The 15,834-nt window shown below is 36.8% G+C and carries 17 protein-coding genes and 1 pseudogene; 7 read left to right on the top strand and 11 right to left on the bottom strand.

Translation table 11 applies throughout. The annotated features are described in order from the left end of the window. Positions 1–151 precede the first annotated feature (151 nt). The 3 genes from tatC to BSO02S_RS24790 form a co-directional block, all read right to left on the bottom strand. Entirely contained in the window at positions 152–904 is a 753-nt protein-coding gene (gene tatC / locus BSO02S_RS24800; protein ID WP_066074314.1) for a twin-arginine translocase subunit TatC, read from the bottom strand. 71 nt (positions 905–975) lie between these two features. After that, positions 976–1,155 (bottom strand): twin-arginine translocase TatA/TatE family subunit, encoded by a 180-nt coding sequence (gene tatA, locus BSO02S_RS24795; RefSeq protein WP_066074310.1) that lies wholly within the window; start codon positions 1,153–1,155, stop codon positions 976–978. 58 nt (positions 1,156–1,213) lie between these two features. Further along, entirely contained in the window at positions 1,214–2,452 is a 1,239-nt protein-coding gene (locus tag BSO02S_RS24790) for a metallophosphoesterase family protein (RefSeq protein ID WP_084375172.1), read from the bottom strand. 331 nt (positions 2,453–2,783) lie between these two features. Between BSO02S_RS24790 and BSO02S_RS24785 the strand changes: the two genes are divergently transcribed. Next, a complete protein-coding gene (locus BSO02S_RS24785; RefSeq protein WP_342352010.1) occupies positions 2,784–3,635 on the top strand; it encodes a DeoR/GlpR family DNA-binding transcription regulator in 852 nt (283 codons plus the stop codon). A 349-nt stretch (positions 3,636–3,984) separates the two neighbouring features. On the opposite strand, the gene BSO02S_RS24780 is transcribed toward BSO02S_RS24785, so the two are convergent. The 4 genes from BSO02S_RS24780 to BSO02S_RS24765 all read right to left on the bottom strand — a co-directional run bounded on the left by BSO02S_RS24780 (position 3,985) and on the right by BSO02S_RS24765 (position 6,991). Next, positions 3,985–4,266, bottom strand: a complete 282-nt coding sequence (locus BSO02S_RS24780) for a YggT family protein (RefSeq protein ID WP_235847007.1) — start codon at positions 4,264–4,266, stop codon at positions 3,985–3,987. A 333-nt stretch (positions 4,267–4,599) separates the two neighbouring features. Then, a complete protein-coding gene (locus BSO02S_RS24775) occupies positions 4,600–5,799 on the bottom strand; it encodes a CynX/NimT family MFS transporter (RefSeq protein ID WP_066074304.1) in 1,200 nt (399 codons plus the stop codon). A 58-nt stretch (positions 5,800–5,857) separates the two neighbouring features. After that, positions 5,858–6,439: an HAD hydrolase-like protein gene (locus BSO02S_RS24770; RefSeq protein ID WP_235847006.1), complete on the bottom strand. Its 582-nt coding sequence runs from the start codon at positions 6,437–6,439 to the stop codon at positions 5,858–5,860. 171 nt (positions 6,440–6,610) lie between these two features. Then, complete coding sequence (locus tag BSO02S_RS24765; RefSeq protein WP_066074297.1) at positions 6,611–6,991, bottom strand: VOC family protein; 381 nt, start codon at positions 6,989–6,991, stop codon at positions 6,611–6,613. A 239-nt stretch (positions 6,992–7,230) separates the two neighbouring features. Here BSO02S_RS24765 and BSO02S_RS24760 point away from each other — a divergent pair, with 239 nt between their 5' ends. Beyond that, complete coding sequence (locus BSO02S_RS24760) at positions 7,231–7,569, top strand: DUF2203 family protein (protein ID WP_096190903.1); 339 nt, start codon at positions 7,231–7,233, stop codon at positions 7,567–7,569. A 244-nt stretch (positions 7,570–7,813) separates the two neighbouring features. Here BSO02S_RS24760 and BSO02S_RS24755 read toward each other — a convergent pair whose 3' ends face one another. Continuing rightward, positions 7,814–8,674, bottom strand: coding sequence for an AraC family transcriptional regulator (locus BSO02S_RS24755; RefSeq protein WP_066074291.1), 861 nt, complete (start codon positions 8,672–8,674; stop codon positions 7,814–7,816). Positions 8,675–8,913: 239 nt separating this feature from the next. Between BSO02S_RS24755 and BSO02S_RS24750 the strand changes: the two genes are divergently transcribed. The 4 genes from BSO02S_RS24750 to BSO02S_RS24735 all read left to right on the top strand — a co-directional run bounded on the left by BSO02S_RS24750 (position 8,914) and on the right by BSO02S_RS24735 (position 11,550). Beyond that, a complete protein-coding gene (locus BSO02S_RS24750; RefSeq protein ID WP_066074288.1) occupies positions 8,914–9,678 on the top strand; it encodes a ribonuclease H family protein in 765 nt (254 codons plus the stop codon). 310 nt (positions 9,679–9,988) lie between these two features. Further along, positions 9,989–10,291, top strand: coding sequence for a hypothetical protein (locus BSO02S_RS24745; protein ID WP_066074285.1), 303 nt, complete (start codon positions 9,989–9,991; stop codon positions 10,289–10,291). 80 nt (positions 10,292–10,371) lie between these two features. Beyond that, positions 10,372–10,797, top strand: coding sequence for a DUF1801 domain-containing protein (locus BSO02S_RS24740; protein WP_066074280.1), 426 nt, complete (start codon positions 10,372–10,374; stop codon positions 10,795–10,797). Between the two features lie 60 nt (positions 10,798–10,857). Then, on the top strand, positions 10,858–11,550 hold the full coding sequence (locus BSO02S_RS24735) for an NIF family HAD-type phosphatase (RefSeq protein ID WP_066074276.1): 693 nt from the start codon (positions 10,858–10,860) through the stop codon (positions 11,548–11,550). Positions 11,551–11,605: 55 nt separating this feature from the next. On the opposite strand, the gene BSO02S_RS24730 is transcribed toward BSO02S_RS24735, so the two are convergent. From BSO02S_RS24730 to BSO02S_RS24720, 3 genes are all read right to left on the bottom strand, one after another. Then, positions 11,606–12,142 carry a hypothetical protein gene (locus tag BSO02S_RS24730; RefSeq protein ID WP_218010621.1) on the bottom strand — a complete coding sequence of 179 codons (537 nt, stop codon included), beginning with the start codon at positions 12,140–12,142 and terminating at the stop codon, positions 11,606–11,608. A gap of 166 nt (positions 12,143–12,308) precedes the next feature. Further along, entirely contained in the window at positions 12,309–13,211 is a 903-nt protein-coding gene (locus BSO02S_RS24725) for a DMT family transporter (protein WP_096190902.1), read from the bottom strand. A 44-nt stretch (positions 13,212–13,255) separates the two neighbouring features. Further along, a complete protein-coding gene (locus BSO02S_RS24720) occupies positions 13,256–14,272 on the bottom strand; it encodes a S66 family peptidase (protein WP_066074273.1) in 1,017 nt (338 codons plus the stop codon). A gap of 211 nt (positions 14,273–14,483) precedes the next feature. On the opposite strand from BSO02S_RS24720, the pseudogene BSO02S_RS24715 reads away from it, so the two are divergent. Continuing rightward, a pseudogene (locus BSO02S_RS24715) lies at positions 14,484–15,674 on the top strand (TolB family protein). Positions 15,675–15,834 lie beyond the last annotated feature (160 nt).

The following is a 15,834-nucleotide window of genomic DNA, read 5'->3' as shown; positions in this document are numbered from 1 at the left end:
TCAATTAAAATTGCATCCACGCATTTATGTGAAAACAGCAAGCATGCTGGCAACGAACCCATTCTAAAGTTGGTGCCTGACCCCCAATGCAGTAAAGAGGGGGGACAGGCACCGTTTTATTGTTGCCATTAATGAAAAACCTGCTGTCTTTTTATGACGTTTTTTTCATAGGAATTATATTATTATCTGATTGTTGCTTTTTAATTTTTTTACGATATACGATTTTAGACAATGTCACACTAAATTCATATAAAACCACTAGTGGTATGAGAACTAATATTTGTGACATAAAATCAGGTGGAGTTATGACAGCAGATATAATGGTTAGTAAAAAGTAAGATATCTTTCTAGCTTTAGACAAAAGCATTGGATTAATGACGCCTATTGAGGTAAGGAACATGGCAATGAGCGGTATTTCAAATAATAATCCAAACGGCAGTGTTAAGTTTATGATGAATTTAAAATACTTTTCGACCGTAAACATGGTTTCAAACTGGCCTTTAGATAAGGATAATAAAAAGTTTAGGACAATTGGATATAAAACAAAATAACCGAATGAAAGCCCTGTTATAAACAAAGTAAAAAATCCTGGAATGTAGGCTAATGTTATTTTTCGTTCTTTTTTCGTTAGTCCTGGTTTTACAAATAACCACGTTTGATGCGCAGCAATTGGGATGGTAAGTGCGAACGCACTCACTCCGGAAATCATAAAATATATACTAAGGATTTCAGTTGGTCCTAATACTGCTAACTCACGATTAAGATCACGAATAAGCCAATCATAGATTTCCTGCACAAAAATGAATGATCCAAATAAAAAAATGATAAAAGTGAGTAATGTAATGATTATTCGCTTTCTTAATTCCCCAAGGTGATAAACAACCGTTAACTCTTGATTTTTCATATTAGGCTCTCCCTCTTTCCTTTTAGAAATAAGAGGAAGATGTAAGCTTTGAACTTACATCTTCGACACTTTTACTTAGAATCACCATGATCTTCTTTTTCCTCTGACATAATATCCTTTGCTGAGCTTTTAAATTCTCTTAATGTATTCCCAAATGCACGCCCAATTTCAGGTAACTTAGATGGCCCAAAAATGATAAGAGCAATAATCAATATTAAAATTAGCCCAGGTACTCCTATATTTTGTAACATGATGTTGCCTCCATGAAAAATATTTTTAAACTATTGATACGGATAAGATGAACAACACTTATTCTTTCTCCGCTTTTTCTTTTTCTTTTCCTTTTCCTTTTCCTTTTCCTCCATTATTTAATGGTAAAGGATCCATACTTTGATCGTTCGCTGTTAAATCAATTCCATAGTCCTTAGCGAAAACCATATGGGTTTCTACAAGAACCCCTTCTTTATTTTCATCTAAATTGAATACTCTTGCTCCACGAAGTCTGTTTCGATCAGCTCCAGAAAGACCGTACGTTCCAAAACCTGTGTTACCAGAATAGCCAAGCAAAATTCCATAATAGTTGCCACAGTAGGTGTTTACATGATCATGTCCGCAGAAAACGCCCTTAACATCCCCTCTGTCTAACATGGCTGAAAACAAACCGCCGTTAACCGGCCCTGGACATTCATCTTCATTTCTTTCTCCAACTATATTATGTTTTGCTGCTGCAAGATTATGGTTAGCTTGTGTTCTGCTATCAACACTTCCATACCACATAAAACGATGTTCCCATAGAGGGATATGAATGAATACAAGTGAAGGCACTTTAAAACCGTATTGCTTCTCAAGTTTTTTGGATTTCTCATAATACCAATTCACTTGATTAAAACGAAGCCAGTCCCAAGTAGGGTATCCTTTAAAATCTTGTCCGGCAATTTGTGCTGGTGCATATCTTCCACTATCAAGTAGCCAGAGGTTGAATGCGGCTTTATTGCCTTTTGATTTTCTTATTACAAGGTTCATGTTTCCTGTTCCAGTAAGGCCCTTTTCTCCAGGTTCATTCATATTATATTTGTAATTCATATAGAACTTCAGCATGTCATTCTCATACATTCCACTATTGGGTGAAGAATCTTCATCATGATTTCCAAATGTAACTGCCCATTTAATTCCTCTTTTCTCCATTGGTTGAGCTACATTATTTAAGGCCTGTTTCATCTCTAATTCAGAATCGCAGCCCCCTGTAATATTGTCACCGTTAAGAACAACAAAATCCGGCTTCTCTGTGTCAAGAACTTTCTCCATAAGTTCAAGTGTTCTGCGATCAATTCGTTCATCATCCTGAGTGTCGTTAAATTGTACAACTTTATACTTTCCATCGGAGTTAAATTGAAGCTTAGCACTTCCTGATTCTTCAGCATGTACATGGTTAGTAAATAAATCTCTGGGTAATCCAGTAGACGCAAGTGTTAATGCGAGCGTACTCATTCCTCCGATTTTCATAAAACTCCTTCTGTCTAACCCTTTGTTTAGGTCCTGATTACTCATGAAAATTACCTCCAATTTTTTAAAATTATTCCTCGTCATCTACTATTACATCGTAGGATAAAAATATTGATAGAGTATTAAGCGGGCTAGAAAGGTAAGTAAAATAAACAAAGAAAAAACAGAAAACAGAAAGCAATCTAGCCAAATAAAACGGCAAAATAGTTCTTTTTGCAGAAATATTCAGATTACTTATAGTAGTAAAGGTCGATGAAATAGATGCTTTTTGATTTTGTTTTATACTTCATTTTTGACTAATTTACAAAACTTAATATTTTCGTAAGCGGTTTGTTATATTCAGTTCATATAATTGGTTAAAACAAAACATATTTAAATGATGGAGGCATTGAGAGATTGTATGAATATGCATGTAATTACAGAAAGATATAGAGTAATCATTAGGGAACTCGAGATGAAAAATAAAATTAATGTAGTGGATTTAGCCATTAAATTAAACGTAACACCAGAAACGATTCGAAAAGATTTAAGTGTGCTTGAGGAGAAAAAGAAACTGCGCAGAATTCACGGTGGGGCTATTCAGTATTTTGGTTTGATGAAAGAACCTCATTTTAATATAAAAATCGGCATCGCTCATAATGAAAAAAAATTGATAGGAGAAGCCGCCGCAACTTTCATTATGGATGGAGAAACAGTTGCTCTAGATGTAGGGTCAACAACCTTACATATTGCAATGTCAATTAAAAATGTAAAAAATATCACGATTGTGACCAACTCATTAGCAGCAGCTGAAATCTTAAATAATCGATTAGAAAATCAACAATTTGATGGCAATGTAATCGTAATTGGAGGAACATCAAATCCACTGCAACGATCAATCAGTGGACCATTAACCAATCAGTTATTAGAACATTTTTATTTTGATAAAGCGTTTATTTCATGTGGAGGAATTAGCAAAGATGGAATATGTGATTTCAATATTGATAAAGCAACTGCATCTACTATTATGATGAAAAGATCAAGTAGTGTTTATGTTGTAACAGATTCTTCCAAAATGAATCAGAAGGCTCTTTTTCATATAGGATCATTCTCATCAATTGATCGCGTGATTACAGATCAAGAAATGCCCGCTGATTGGTCAAAAGATGCGATGCTTAGAAACGTAAATTGGATAAATGCAGGTGCCATGAATCCTCAAACATCGAGTAGGGGAGGAACGTCCAAGTAGAGTTATTCTAGTTACTAATTTTAAGCCGCTAACTGCCAATACTCTATAATAAAGTCAAATAAAAATTTAAGTAATTTCCAATTGATATCCAGTAAATGCCGTAAGTTGCTAAAAATACGTCATAAGTGCTCGGATTTACGTCATAAATGTCAAAAAATATGTCATTAGTACATGAAAATGTGTCGTAAGCACCATCAAAAGTGTTGTTATTCCTAAGTCGCTCAAGAGTCAATTCTATAAAAATTTGTGCCTGACCCCCAGCGCAGTAAAGCGTTAACGTATTTTTGCATAATAAAACGGCAGCGAAATCACTGCCGTTTTAAAATTATATTAGTAAGCCTATGTCCTCTTAAATTCCTATAACATTCAATGATTGGCGAAGGCCTTCTAGAGCAAATGCGCCAAGATATTTTAAAGCCAATAATGCGATGATAGGTGAAAAATCAATTGGACCAAGCGGAGGGATAAACCGCCTAAAGAAGTTTAAATAAGGGCCAACTAGCTTGTAAATCCATTCCGCAACCTTTGATGTATGAAATTTAGGAAACCAAGAACCAAAAATAGCGATTAAGATTAGCCAATAGTACCCTTCAACTAAATAAGATCCAATGAGTAAAATGTTTGAGCCCAATGTAAATCTCCTGCCTATAGTATTTTTTTATGACCGTACAAAGCTTTGTACGGATAATACTTTATACGTTTAAGTCCCTGAAAGGTTTCAAATACCTCATGTTAATTGTTTCCTTATTCTCCGTACTGGATACCTCTTATTTTATTTGCATAATTTACCCTTCGTTTGTAATAGAGTGTCACAGTTTTCTTTTTAATTTGTAAATAACTTGAGATGCTAGAGCAGTCCAAGTCTTTCGATGAAGAACGGGTCAAATGGCTGGCAGATGCACTTTGTAAGAATTAAGACGGAGCCTGACCGGTCATAAAAAAAGCGAACAGTCCCTGTTCGCTTTTATACATATCGGTTACGCCCCGAAAGCATCCCAAATAACATAACGAGTACGGAAGTTATGATGAGTGTGATCAATGGAATGGTCCACATATGGGTTTTATCAAATAAATATCCAATAAACAAGGGACCTACTGCTGCAAGGATATAACCAGTAGATTGGGCCATTCCCGATAACTCCGCAGCCTGGGCACCATTCCTGGCGCGAAGGCCGATATAGCTTAGAGCTAATGGAAAGCTTCCTCCCAAACCAATCCCAATAAAAACAATACTTACGATGAAAATGGGGTACGATGAGCCTAATAGTAATCCTCCGTAACCAACCAATGAGCACAGACTTAACATGCAGGCGATCCATATTTGGGAACGAAAACGTCCTGCGATAACAGGGATGAAGAAACTAGCCGGTAATCCTACTATTTGGGTAAATGAAAGCATCCAACCTGCAGCTCCCATACTCATACCGTGACTATGTAAGATTTCAGGCAACCAAGAGATCGTTACGTAAAATAAAAAGGACTGAAACCCCATAAAAATGGCGATTTGCCAGGCAAGAGGTGAACGCCAGATTTGACTAGAGCTAGAGCTAATCCTGTTTGCATCTTTTTGACTGCCTTGATTAAATTTGAGAAGAAAAACCCAAACCAAGATTGCTGCAACTACCGGTATCCCCCAAACAATCAGGGCTCCCTGCCAGCCAAGGGTTAAACCTTCTGCTAAAGGAACGCTAACTCCTGAGGCTAATGAGGCAATCAATCCCATTGAGGTTGAATAAACACTTGTCATTAGACCGAATTTGTGTGGGAATTTATCCTTACAAACGGCGGGCAAAAGAACATTTCCAATCGCTATACCTGCTCCAACAAGAAGAGTCCCGGAGAAAAGAAAAAACGTCATAGGGATCGAGCGAATTCCTAGACCAATTAATAGAAGGATTAAACCTATTAGTAAAGTCCGCTCATTTGTTAACCGATTGGCCAGTTTGGGAACAATGGGTGACATGAGGGCAAACACAATTAAAGGCAAACTCATTAATAAGCCTGCACTCCAATGGGCTAATCCAACATCCTCCTGAATCATACCAACTAACGGTCCTAATGATGTAATCGCTGGGCGCAAATTAAAGGCTACAAGAATAATCCCCGTAACAAGCAAAAAAGTGTATGTTGATTTTGTATGAGCACTAGACTTTTGTAACTCCACTAACAGAACTCCTCTCTGAAAAACAAACCTTCTAAAATTATATCATAATGGTGCTTTTTTACAGCTTTGTTTTGTCCTGGAGAGGTTGAAGGACTAAAGGAATAAAATCTGCATAGCTATCAATATAAAAATCCGCCTCAATGTTTTGATTTTGAAAGGCAACGGTTTTAATATTTAAATTTCTAGCAGGAATCAAATCTAAATCACGGTCACCCACAACCAAATCAATTTGGTGATTTTTTAAGACATACTCATACGAAGAATGATGAGGCTTCCTAGTGAATCCCTGTTCTTCAACGGATACAATTTCTCTAAAGTATTTTGCTAAATTGAATTTTTCAAGAAGAAAAGTAGTGGATTCCTTATCTCGATGAGTCACAATAATATTATTATCAACTGAAGATAAAACATCCTCTAAATGCTCAAACGGTCTGCTGTTCATTTTTGAATAATAACTATGTAGCTTTTGGTATTCTTCCCTTTGGCTCATGTCAATTCCATAGTGTTTAAATGCAGTTATGGAATCCACCTTTAGCCAATCTAAAACCTCGCTGCGGTTGAGTTCTTGTTGGCTTAGGCGAATAAATCCGTCAACAAGAGCTGGATAGGTGTCAAAAAGAGTCCCATCGAAATCCCACAATATATTAATAAAAATCCCTCATTTCAAAAACGAATTGCTTTTTACTTTACCAAAGATGAATGGAATCATGCATATGGGCTGAAAAGACTAATCAAAAGTTTCATAGTGACGGGGGACTGATCTCGAAAGTAAGAAAAAGAGCTGCTCATGAGCAACTCTTTATTATCCGGTTTACTTTTTTTCCATAACGGCAAAGTAATTTTCTTCGTTATCAGCAAAGTTAAAGACTTTACCACCTGGCATAGTGACCATTTGTCCGACTGTGATATTTTTATCCTGAAGGTCTTTATATAATTGATCAATATTTTCCGAGAAAAACATTAACGAAGGTGTATTAAGATTTAATTCAGGCTGCATTTTAGCAATTAATTCCTTACTGTGAAGAACGATACTCGTTTCTGCTTCCTTGGTTGGCGCAATTTCAATCCAGCGCATTCCTTGGCCGTTATCTTGCTCAGAAATAACGCTAAATCCAACCTTCTCAGTCCAAAATTTCACTGTCTCATCTTGGTTATTAACATAAAGCATAATTTGACCGATTTTATTAATCATTTGCTTCTCTCCCTATCTACTAGTTAAGTTACACTTGAAAGTTTTCGCATATGAGCTCCTATTTATACTTTAGCATTAAGAGAACAAAGAAGTACAGAGAGAGCGGTAAATTTCTTTACCCTTATCTGGACCTTGTTTATAGGGGGAAATGGTCGAAGTTTGTCATAACCATCCTTCATTTGGCATGGTCAATTTAATGGTGAACTAGTATAATGAAGAAAAGAAAGGAGGGATTGGAAGTGGAAAAGAAAGTAGACAGAATGGAAGAAATGTTAACAAGTTTAATTTCAATAGTGGGTAATATGAATCAGAAGTTGCAAAACATGAGTCAGGAACAACAAACAATGCTGCAGGAACAACAAACAATGCGGCAGGAACAACAAATAATGCATCAGGATATACAATCTTTGGCTCAAGAACAACATTTAATGAGGGAAGATCTTTCGAGTATGAAAGGTGATATTACTGATATTAAAAGAGTTCTTATTGATATGAGAGCAGACCAGGACCACATTTGGGAAAAGACAGTCAAAAATGAAAGAGAATTAGCCATATTCAAAAGACATCTTCAGGTATAACCACAAGTCTGGTCACTTCTTGAATTTCGGCAGTTTTTGCCGAAATGTAAAAAAGGGGCGTATTTTGAGGCAAACCACCACTCTGTGCAAATCATCCTTCAACTAAATTTTTTCTACTTAAGAAGAATAACCTTTAATCCCCCAAAAAACTAATCAAACGTTTGATCATATCACCTGACCCTTGATAGTTATGCACTGCAGAGATTAATCAAACGTTTGATTTAAAAGACATACAATTAATTTTTTACATTAATGGAATCCAAATTTCCGAGTAATAATCAGGGCTCGATGGATTTCCGTCTGAATAAACTTCTAACTCAGGTGTGCCTGCATGCTCGTAATGGCTGGATGGGAACCATTCGGAGAAGATTTGTTTCCATACTTTCTGAATGGCATCTGGCATTGGACCGTGAACTTCAAATACGCCCCACTTAGACGCAGGTAATTCAAGCTCCGATAAACCTACAGGGGTGGCCCCATCATGTTCTGTAGCAATCCAGTAATCCATTAATTGCGATTGTATGTCTCGCTTATCGACACATACTCCAATGACACCTTTCATTTCCCCATTATTCAAACTGAATAATAAGTCGTTGGTTCCATCAACATGGACATCATCCCACATTTTGGGTATCCCAGCTAAATTCTCCCCATTAACACATGAAAATTCTCGCTTGACACCAACTACATGGAAACTTTCTTTTTCGACAATTTTATATTTCATAGGTTCTGCTCCTTTCAATGTCACCTGAATGCTCAGGCGGTTGTACGATTTTAGCTTTCCAGTGTTATTTCGGGCTTGACTGGGTGTTAGGCCATGCTGTCTGCGAAATGCTTTTGAAAAAGCCTCGGGAGTATCGTAGCCATATTTCAAGGCAATATCAATAATTCTGCAGCCTGTATTAGAGAGTTCCTGGGCAGCCAGTGTTAACCGTCTGCGCCGAAGATATTCTCCTACAGAGATATCCGTTAAAATGGTAAAAGTACGTTGAAAGTGAAATTCGGATACATGCGCTTGTTTCGCTATATCTTCCATAGAAAGATCATCCAGTAGATGCTCCTCCATATAATCGATTGCCCTCTGCAATGACTCGACCCATCCCATATTGCTCACCCCTTAAATAGATACTAACAGCAAGAATAAATTTAATCCTGTCAATTTCTGCTGTGTTTTAACAGGTAGTTTCATTTTTTCTCTTTTATTACAAATGTTCAATATTTTTATATGCTTCCTTAAAAGGTATAATATGCTAAAATTTACATAAGACAACTAACGAGGAAGTTAATGAAGCTGGTATTCGATTTATGTCAATAATGGATATGAAAGAAAAGCGGGTGTAAAGAGTGATAGAGTTTTATATTGATGGCTCAACGAAAGATAATATGATAGGTGCAGGTATTGTTAAAGTGAATGAATTTGGCTTTATTGAAAAGCATCATTTTAAGGTGGAGCATAATAATCCTTCTTCAAGTATAGCAGAAGGATATGCACTTGAGAAAACATTGGAAATAATCAGGGAAAACGATTTACATAAAAATGAAATAATAGATATTTACACGGATAATCAAAAACTATATAGTACTCTGCTGTATAACGAAAATACAGAGTTTACTAGAAGCAATTTTTTTGCTAAACAAGAGTCTAATAATTACTTCCTACATATAAGAAACCTTTATCTGGAGTTAATTTCAAGACATTCTGATTACCCTATCTATCATTGTAATAAAACAAATCAAGCTAGACCACTGATTAAAATTAATTTTAAAGATGAAGCTAAAGATAAAAAGTATTTACAGGATGCCCATTCATTAAGCAGGAATTACATAAAAGAAGAAAAAAAGCCATCTAGAGTCGAGTTAAAAGCAGTTAAGGAAAATAATGTGTGGTATATAGTAAAGGACAATAAAGGTGTTGTCGCTGAGAATAAAAGGCCATTAATAGCTCTTTCATATGCCTTAAAGCAAACGGATGCCCACATTAAACAAATTAAATTATGCGATAAATTGGAAACTATTTTAAAAAGTACAAACAAAAACAAACTATCAAATGAATCAATGAAATCCGCCATCAAAATAATTGAAAATCATAAATTGTTAATTAACCTTTAGCGCAAGAATTTTATATATAAACAATGGCCTACAAGCGTTTCATTGACCGAAAATAGAAAAAGGGAGTCTGCCCGGTAAATGAAGGACCGTTTCATTGACCGAAAAGAGGAAAAAAAAGCCTTCACGGTAAATGAAGGACCGTTTCATTGACCGAAAGGAGGAAAAATAAGCCTTCACGGTAAATGAAGGACCGTTTCATTGACCGAAAAGAGAAAAAATAAGCCTTCACGGTAAATGAAAGATCATCCCATTGACCAAAAAGAGAAAAAGGGAGCTTGCCAGGTAAATGAAAAAGTTAGGGGGGGATTCGTTGAGCAGTATCTTGGGAATCATAGCGTTTATTTTACTTTTACAATGGGATAAGGGGTCGAAATTCAAAATAAAGGATTTGGTTGTAAAAGTACTGTTCCTTGGGGGGCTCCTAATTATCAGCAATTTAATAGGAGCCTACCTAAAAAATACTGGGTATTTTTCGATTCCGTTCATTAAACTGCTTCCTGAAAACGTTACATTCTGGTTCGGTGCCGTATTATTTTTTGCAGTTTGTTGTGCTTTTTCTGTTAATGGATGGACCCAATCCATTAATAAGAAGGAAAATTCCCTGAAGGATTAATCATTGTCTGTATTTTGTTCCATTTGCCAATAATGTATTTGAGTATTAATCAATTAATTGAAAGACTAGGAGTGATTATTATGGCCTATCAGCAAAAGACAAAGGAAACGGATCATAGTGTCGTGGAGTTTATTGAGAATGTCGAAAGTCCGAAAAAGCGTGAGGACGCCTATAAACTAGTAGATATTTTTACGGAAACGACAGGATATGACGCGAAAATGTGGGGACCAAGTATTATTGGGTTTGGTTCTTATCATTATAAATATGAATCGGGTCATGAAGGAGATGCCCCTTTAGTCGGGTTTTCGCCGCGAAAGGCAAAAATTAGTTTGTACTTTGCTCCGGGTGAGACAAAACGGGAGGAATTGCTTAAGGACTTTGGAAAACATACGACAGGAAAAGGCTGTGTCTACATCAATAAGGTAGCAGACATCGATATGGCTGTGTTACAGGAGCTAATTAAGCAATCCGTCCAGTTTTTGCAAGCAACTTATCCGAATTCGTGAAGCAGCAGTTTGCTAAGTTGATGAGTAGAGTTTTTTTGAAACGTTAAAGGGGAGAACAGAATGACGCTTGCGTTGATATTCGATTTGGATGGGACACTATTTCAAACGAACAAAATTTTAGAAATATCACTTGAAGATACATTTAATCAGTTAAGAACTATGCAATTATGGGAAAAAGAAACCCCGATTGAAAAATATCGTGAAATAATGGGAGTTTCTTTACCAGTTGTATGGGAAACCCTATTACCTACACATTCAAACGAGGTCCGAGAACAAGCAAATGAATTTTTCCATGAGAAATTGGTCGCGAATATTAATGAGGGAAATGGCGCTCTATATCCGCATGTAGAGGAAGTATTCGATTATCTAAAAAATAATAATTGTTCCATATACATAGCCAGTAACGGGCAAAGAGAATACTTAAAAACAATAGTGGATTATTACAACCTAGATAAATGGGTGATGGAAACATTCAGTATTCAACAAATTCCAACTCAAGATAAAGCTGATTTAGTCAAATCAATCTTAATGAAATACCAAATGGAAAAGGGCGCCGTAATCGGCGATCGATTATCAGATATTAACGCTGCAAAAAACAATAGGCTAATTTCGATTGGCTGTAAGTTTGATTTTGCTCAAGAGGATGAACTCGCACAAGCAGATATAATAATCGATAGCTTACTTGAATTAAAACCAATTTTCGCTGAATTAAATGTTGCTGACATTGAGGGGATGCTTGTTAAAAGAATTTAAAATCTGAACAAATCACATCCAAATTCACAAGGTGGTTTCTTGTGAAATTTGGATTTCAATAATCTAATTGGCGCAAATACAAAAGGATTTCATTTTTATTAACCTTTTTAAATTTATATTTACGGACTTGGCTCTCAATTTTCCTTTTGTCATCATTTTTATTAATGAATAAATCTACTAATTGCATAATTACTTCTGCAAAAACAGTCACCAATCCAGCAGAGCCTAATTCTAAACCTAATGTTTCTGTTTCTGAAAGTTGTGATTTGGCTAATTCCTCCATTTCCTTTTTATATTCGCCTTTGATTACAATATACGATTCCTTATTTTCAAAGGCTAATAGTAAATCTTCAGCATTAAAAACTTCGAAATAAGCATTTTCATTTTCTAACCGTAATAATTCGTCAAGCACAGTCCCTTCACTTTTCTTGACTGTTTTCGCGATAGCTTGAATCGTTTTGACTGAATAACTGCTGACATTTTTCTTGTTTACGCTTGAAAGCATTTGCTGACTTATTCCAGTTTCTTTGTATACATCGTATCGTTTCTTTTCGTTTTTCTGTAAATAAATATCTAATAGGCTCATGTTCAAACTTTCCCTCCTTTTAATAAATTATTTTTTACTAAAATATTTTTTACTCAATTATATTTTAGTATATATGTAATATAATGTAAATGGTTATTTGGTTTATTTCCATTAATATGAAACCGTTATACTTGTGATGCTTCGCTTTTTCCAAAATAAACGAGAACACCCACTACGGTGATGTAGTGGGTGTCTGCGCTTTTTTCGCGGATTTTAACTCCAGTTTTTCACTTAAAAAAGTAGAGCCGAGTACAAGGGCACCGCCAATTATTTGAATCAGAGTCATGCCTTCTCTTAAGAAAATCGCTGCGATGATGACGGCGGAAATGGGATCGATGTAGCTAAGAACGGCAATCGTTTGCCCTTTTAACTCTTGGAAGGACGTGAAATATAAAAAATAGGCAAACCCCGTATGCACAATACCGAGTATAAGAATAAATATAATCGATGTTGAGTTTAATCCGGTAAAGGTCAGATTCTCTTGCCACCATACATACGGTAACAGGACCAAAGCGGCTGCCATCAATTGCACTAACGTAATTTCAAACCCAGATAAATTTTTGATAAATTTATTCATTAATACCACACTTGCATAAAACGCTGCCGCTAAAAGGCCATAGAAAATACCTGTTGCGTGATTCTGTGACCCGCCCGAATCGCCTGCTCCAGGATTGACGATTAAGAATAGACCAATCATGGCTGCGATGATACAAACAACCTTTACACTTGTTAGCTTTTCTTTCAGAATCCATGGTGCCAACATCATCACAAATATTGGAGCAAAGTAATAGCTAATGGTGGCGTTGGAAATTGTCGTATACCGATAGGATTCAAAGAGAAAGATCCAATTAAAGCCAATCGCCACCCCCGAAAGCAGGAGCAGAACGGCATTTTCTTTTAACGCTTTAAACGACGGCTTATGTTTGACTAGGAAACTGGCAAGGAGCAGGAATAGACTACCAATTACTCCCCGTAAAAAGGCAATTTCACTTGAAGTCAGATCAATCTTTTTTACAAATACCCCGATGCTCCCAAAAATGAGCATGGCCATGATGAATCTCATTTTCCCTTTCAAGTTAATGCCCCCCTTAAAGTAATGAAAAAACTTGCTCCGGTCAATTACGGCCGAAAAGTTTGCCATACGGTTCCTTTACCTTCTGCGATTTCCACCTCTGCATAAGCCCCGTTAATGAAGGTAATCTGCGGGGGAACATGGCCGCAATCGATATCATAAATAATCGGAATTTCGAGTTCGTCAGCAAGGTCTTTGTAAACATCTTCAACCGTATAGTTATTCACGGGCATATTGGCAGGACTTCGGCCAAACAGCAGTCCTTCACATTGGTCAAACCAGTCGGCTAACTTCATTTGTACCAAAGATCTACGTAGGTCAGCTGTGTTCATTTCACAGTTTTCTAAATACCAAATGACAGGCTCACCATGGATATGTTGTTTTCTAAAGTTCTGCACATCACCGAATGGCGTACCCACCAGATGTCTGATAATGTCTATACAACCGCCAAGTAAACGGCCCTGTAACTTCACTTTGCGATTGGAGACAGTTTTCCAAGAGGTTTGTTCGGTCAAATGAAAAACACAGGGAGAAGGATGATCGTGCTGCCATTCCTTTTGATAGTTGTCTGAGGAATGTTGAAGAACAGTTTCTCCCGTGTTTGTCGATAAAACGGATTGCCACATAGCTGTTGTTTCGTCTGAAAATTCTCCTCTTAAATCGATTAGATTTGTGCCATGAGCCGTCGCAATTCCTGTCTTTAAAGTGATGGCTAATAAAAGTCCGCTAATATCGGAGTAGCCTAATACCCACTTGTTTTTTATATTTTCATAGTCAATATGTTCGAGAATTTCAATTAATAACTCGCCGCCCCATGGTGGGATGATGATGTCGATTTCACTTTCGTCCATCATTGCATTAAATTCTTCGGCACGTTTTAGGGCAGGGGCAGATTTGGCCTTGTTTTGCGTCCAAACCGTATCTCCACAGCTAATCCGAAATCCTCTCCGCTCCATTTGGCTGCATGCAAGTTTGAGTAGTTCATGTAATTCAGTGGGAACACCTGATGAAGGTGCGGTTACTCCAATTGTGGCACCCTTTTTTATATGTGGATATGTAATCATGGATTTCCCCCAGCTCTTTTAGATGATTTTACCAAAATGAATGAAGTTGTGCTATACTTCAAAATTTTCCGCCGAATTTTTTCTTCCCAATGATGGTAGCACAGGCAGCTTAAAGATGTGAAATAGATAAATTAGTGAAATCATAATTCTTAATCCGGACATCCTATTATTAGGAGGGATGATTGATGGGATTGAGGCTCTTATTTATTTTATGATAAGCTTTCTGACTTTTTCACCGTTTGCTGAGGCCAAAGTGCCACTAAAAGCAGCTTTCATTAGAGATCATCAGCTTTGGATGATTGAGGGTGATAAAGAATCGCAACTTACAACAGACCGGAATGTTTCTTCTCCGAAGTGGTCACACGATGGTCGATTCATTGCCTATTTAGGTGGTTACGAAAATGGAGAAAAGACCTCTTTGTTTATCTATGATACAAATCAAAAAGGAAGCTATCAGCCATACGTGACCACGGTAGAAACAAGAAATTTTAAATGGTCGCCTATCTCCAATCAACTGGCTTACACTGACCGTGGCTTACTTAATATTACAAAAATAGAGAATGGGCGCCCAATGGGATTTGAGAATGTTTCCCTTGGGGTGAGTGATTTTGTCTGGTTTCCAAACGGAAAGGAATTCATCGTTTCATCATAATCCAATTTGCTGCCTACTGGCTGGGAACCGATTCATCTTTTCAAACTACCAGCAAATGCAAACCTTAATACTAAAAAGATTAAGCCTTTCTATACCATTAAAACTGATGAAGCTGATTTATTTGCGATAGATGCGGCTCTTTTTAAGTGGAGTGCAGACCATAAATGGGTCAGTTTTCTTGCTATACCAACAGCGTCATTGTCCAATGATAGCAATACACTATGTGTACTATCGCATGCCGGGAAACACTTTCAATCGGTGGGGAAAATGCTGATAGATAAAGATTGGATGAAATGGTCTCCTATTGAAAATAAATTAGCTTACATTTCTGGTGAAGGCAGATTCCTTGTTCAAGATAAAAAAACAACGGTTGCCGACATTCCCATCTCAAAGCAACAAAAGGAATACACACCTAAAGGATATGTTGACCTTGATCTTGAATGGCTATCCCCGGATGAGGTGATTGTTGCTCGTGCAAAGGAAAATAAAAAGTGGAAAGAGGGACCTGTTCCAACCATGTTTTCAACTTTATATGTCGTAAATATAAAGTCAGGAGAACAGAAGCAATTCTCTTTCCCAAAGAAGAGCGAGAGAGACCTTCGACCTCAAGTGGTTGGGTCCTATTTAACCTGGTATCGAAAGGGAATAGAAGGGGATGTTTGGATTAAGAAAGATAGAAATGCTCCCGAGCATCGATGGCTAAAAGATGTAGACGATGCTCCCATATTTTTCAGCGGAAGTCGCAAATAAATAAGTGCTGGGTGACTAGCATCCAGAGCTTTATTTATGTGTTAAAAAAGAAGGCGTTGTTAAAAACACTTTCACTCTTTTTTGCCCGTGTAGGGGAAAATGATGCCTCTTTCATTGACCGAAACTAATTAATTTATTTGATTAGGGTAAATGAAAGCCT

Origin of the sequence: Neobacillus soli NBRC 102451 (genome assembly GCF_001591665.1) — a bacterium.
GTDB lineage: Bacteria > Bacillota > Bacilli > Bacillales > Cytobacillaceae > Neobacillus > Neobacillus soli.
This window is presented reverse-complemented; position numbering and strand designations above follow the sequence as displayed.

Bases quoted from the DNA above. Each gene is read 5' to 3' on its own strand.
- BSO02S_RS24790 (WP_084375172.1), bottom strand. From the start codon at position 2,452: ATGAGTAATCAGGACCTAAACAAAGGGTTAGACAGAAGGAGTTTTATG.
- BSO02S_RS24735 (WP_066074276.1), top strand. From the start codon at position 10,858: ATGACGCTTGCGTTGATATTCGATTTGGATGGGACACTATTTCAAACG.
- tatA (WP_066074310.1), bottom strand. From the start codon at position 1,155: ATGTTACAAAATATAGGAGTACCTGGGCTAATTTTAATATTGATTATT.
- BSO02S_RS24765 (WP_066074297.1), bottom strand. From the start codon at position 6,991: ATGATTAATAAAATCGGTCAAATTATGCTTTATGTTAATAACCAAGAT.
- tatC (WP_066074314.1), bottom strand. From the start codon at position 904: ATGAAAAATCAAGAGTTAACGGTTGTTTATCACCTTGGGGAATTAAGA.
- BSO02S_RS24755 (WP_066074291.1), bottom strand. From the start codon at position 8,674: ATGGGATGGGTCGAGTCATTGCAGAGGGCAATCGATTATATGGAGGAG.
- BSO02S_RS24785 (WP_342352010.1), top strand. From the start codon at position 2,784: ATGATGGAGGCATTGAGAGATTGTATGAATATGCATGTAATTACAGAA.
- BSO02S_RS24740 (WP_066074280.1), top strand. From the start codon at position 10,372: ATGGCCTATCAGCAAAAGACAAAGGAAACGGATCATAGTGTCGTGGAG.
- BSO02S_RS24720 (WP_066074273.1), bottom strand. From the start codon at position 14,272: ATGATTACATATCCACATATAAAAAAGGGTGCCACAATTGGAGTAACC.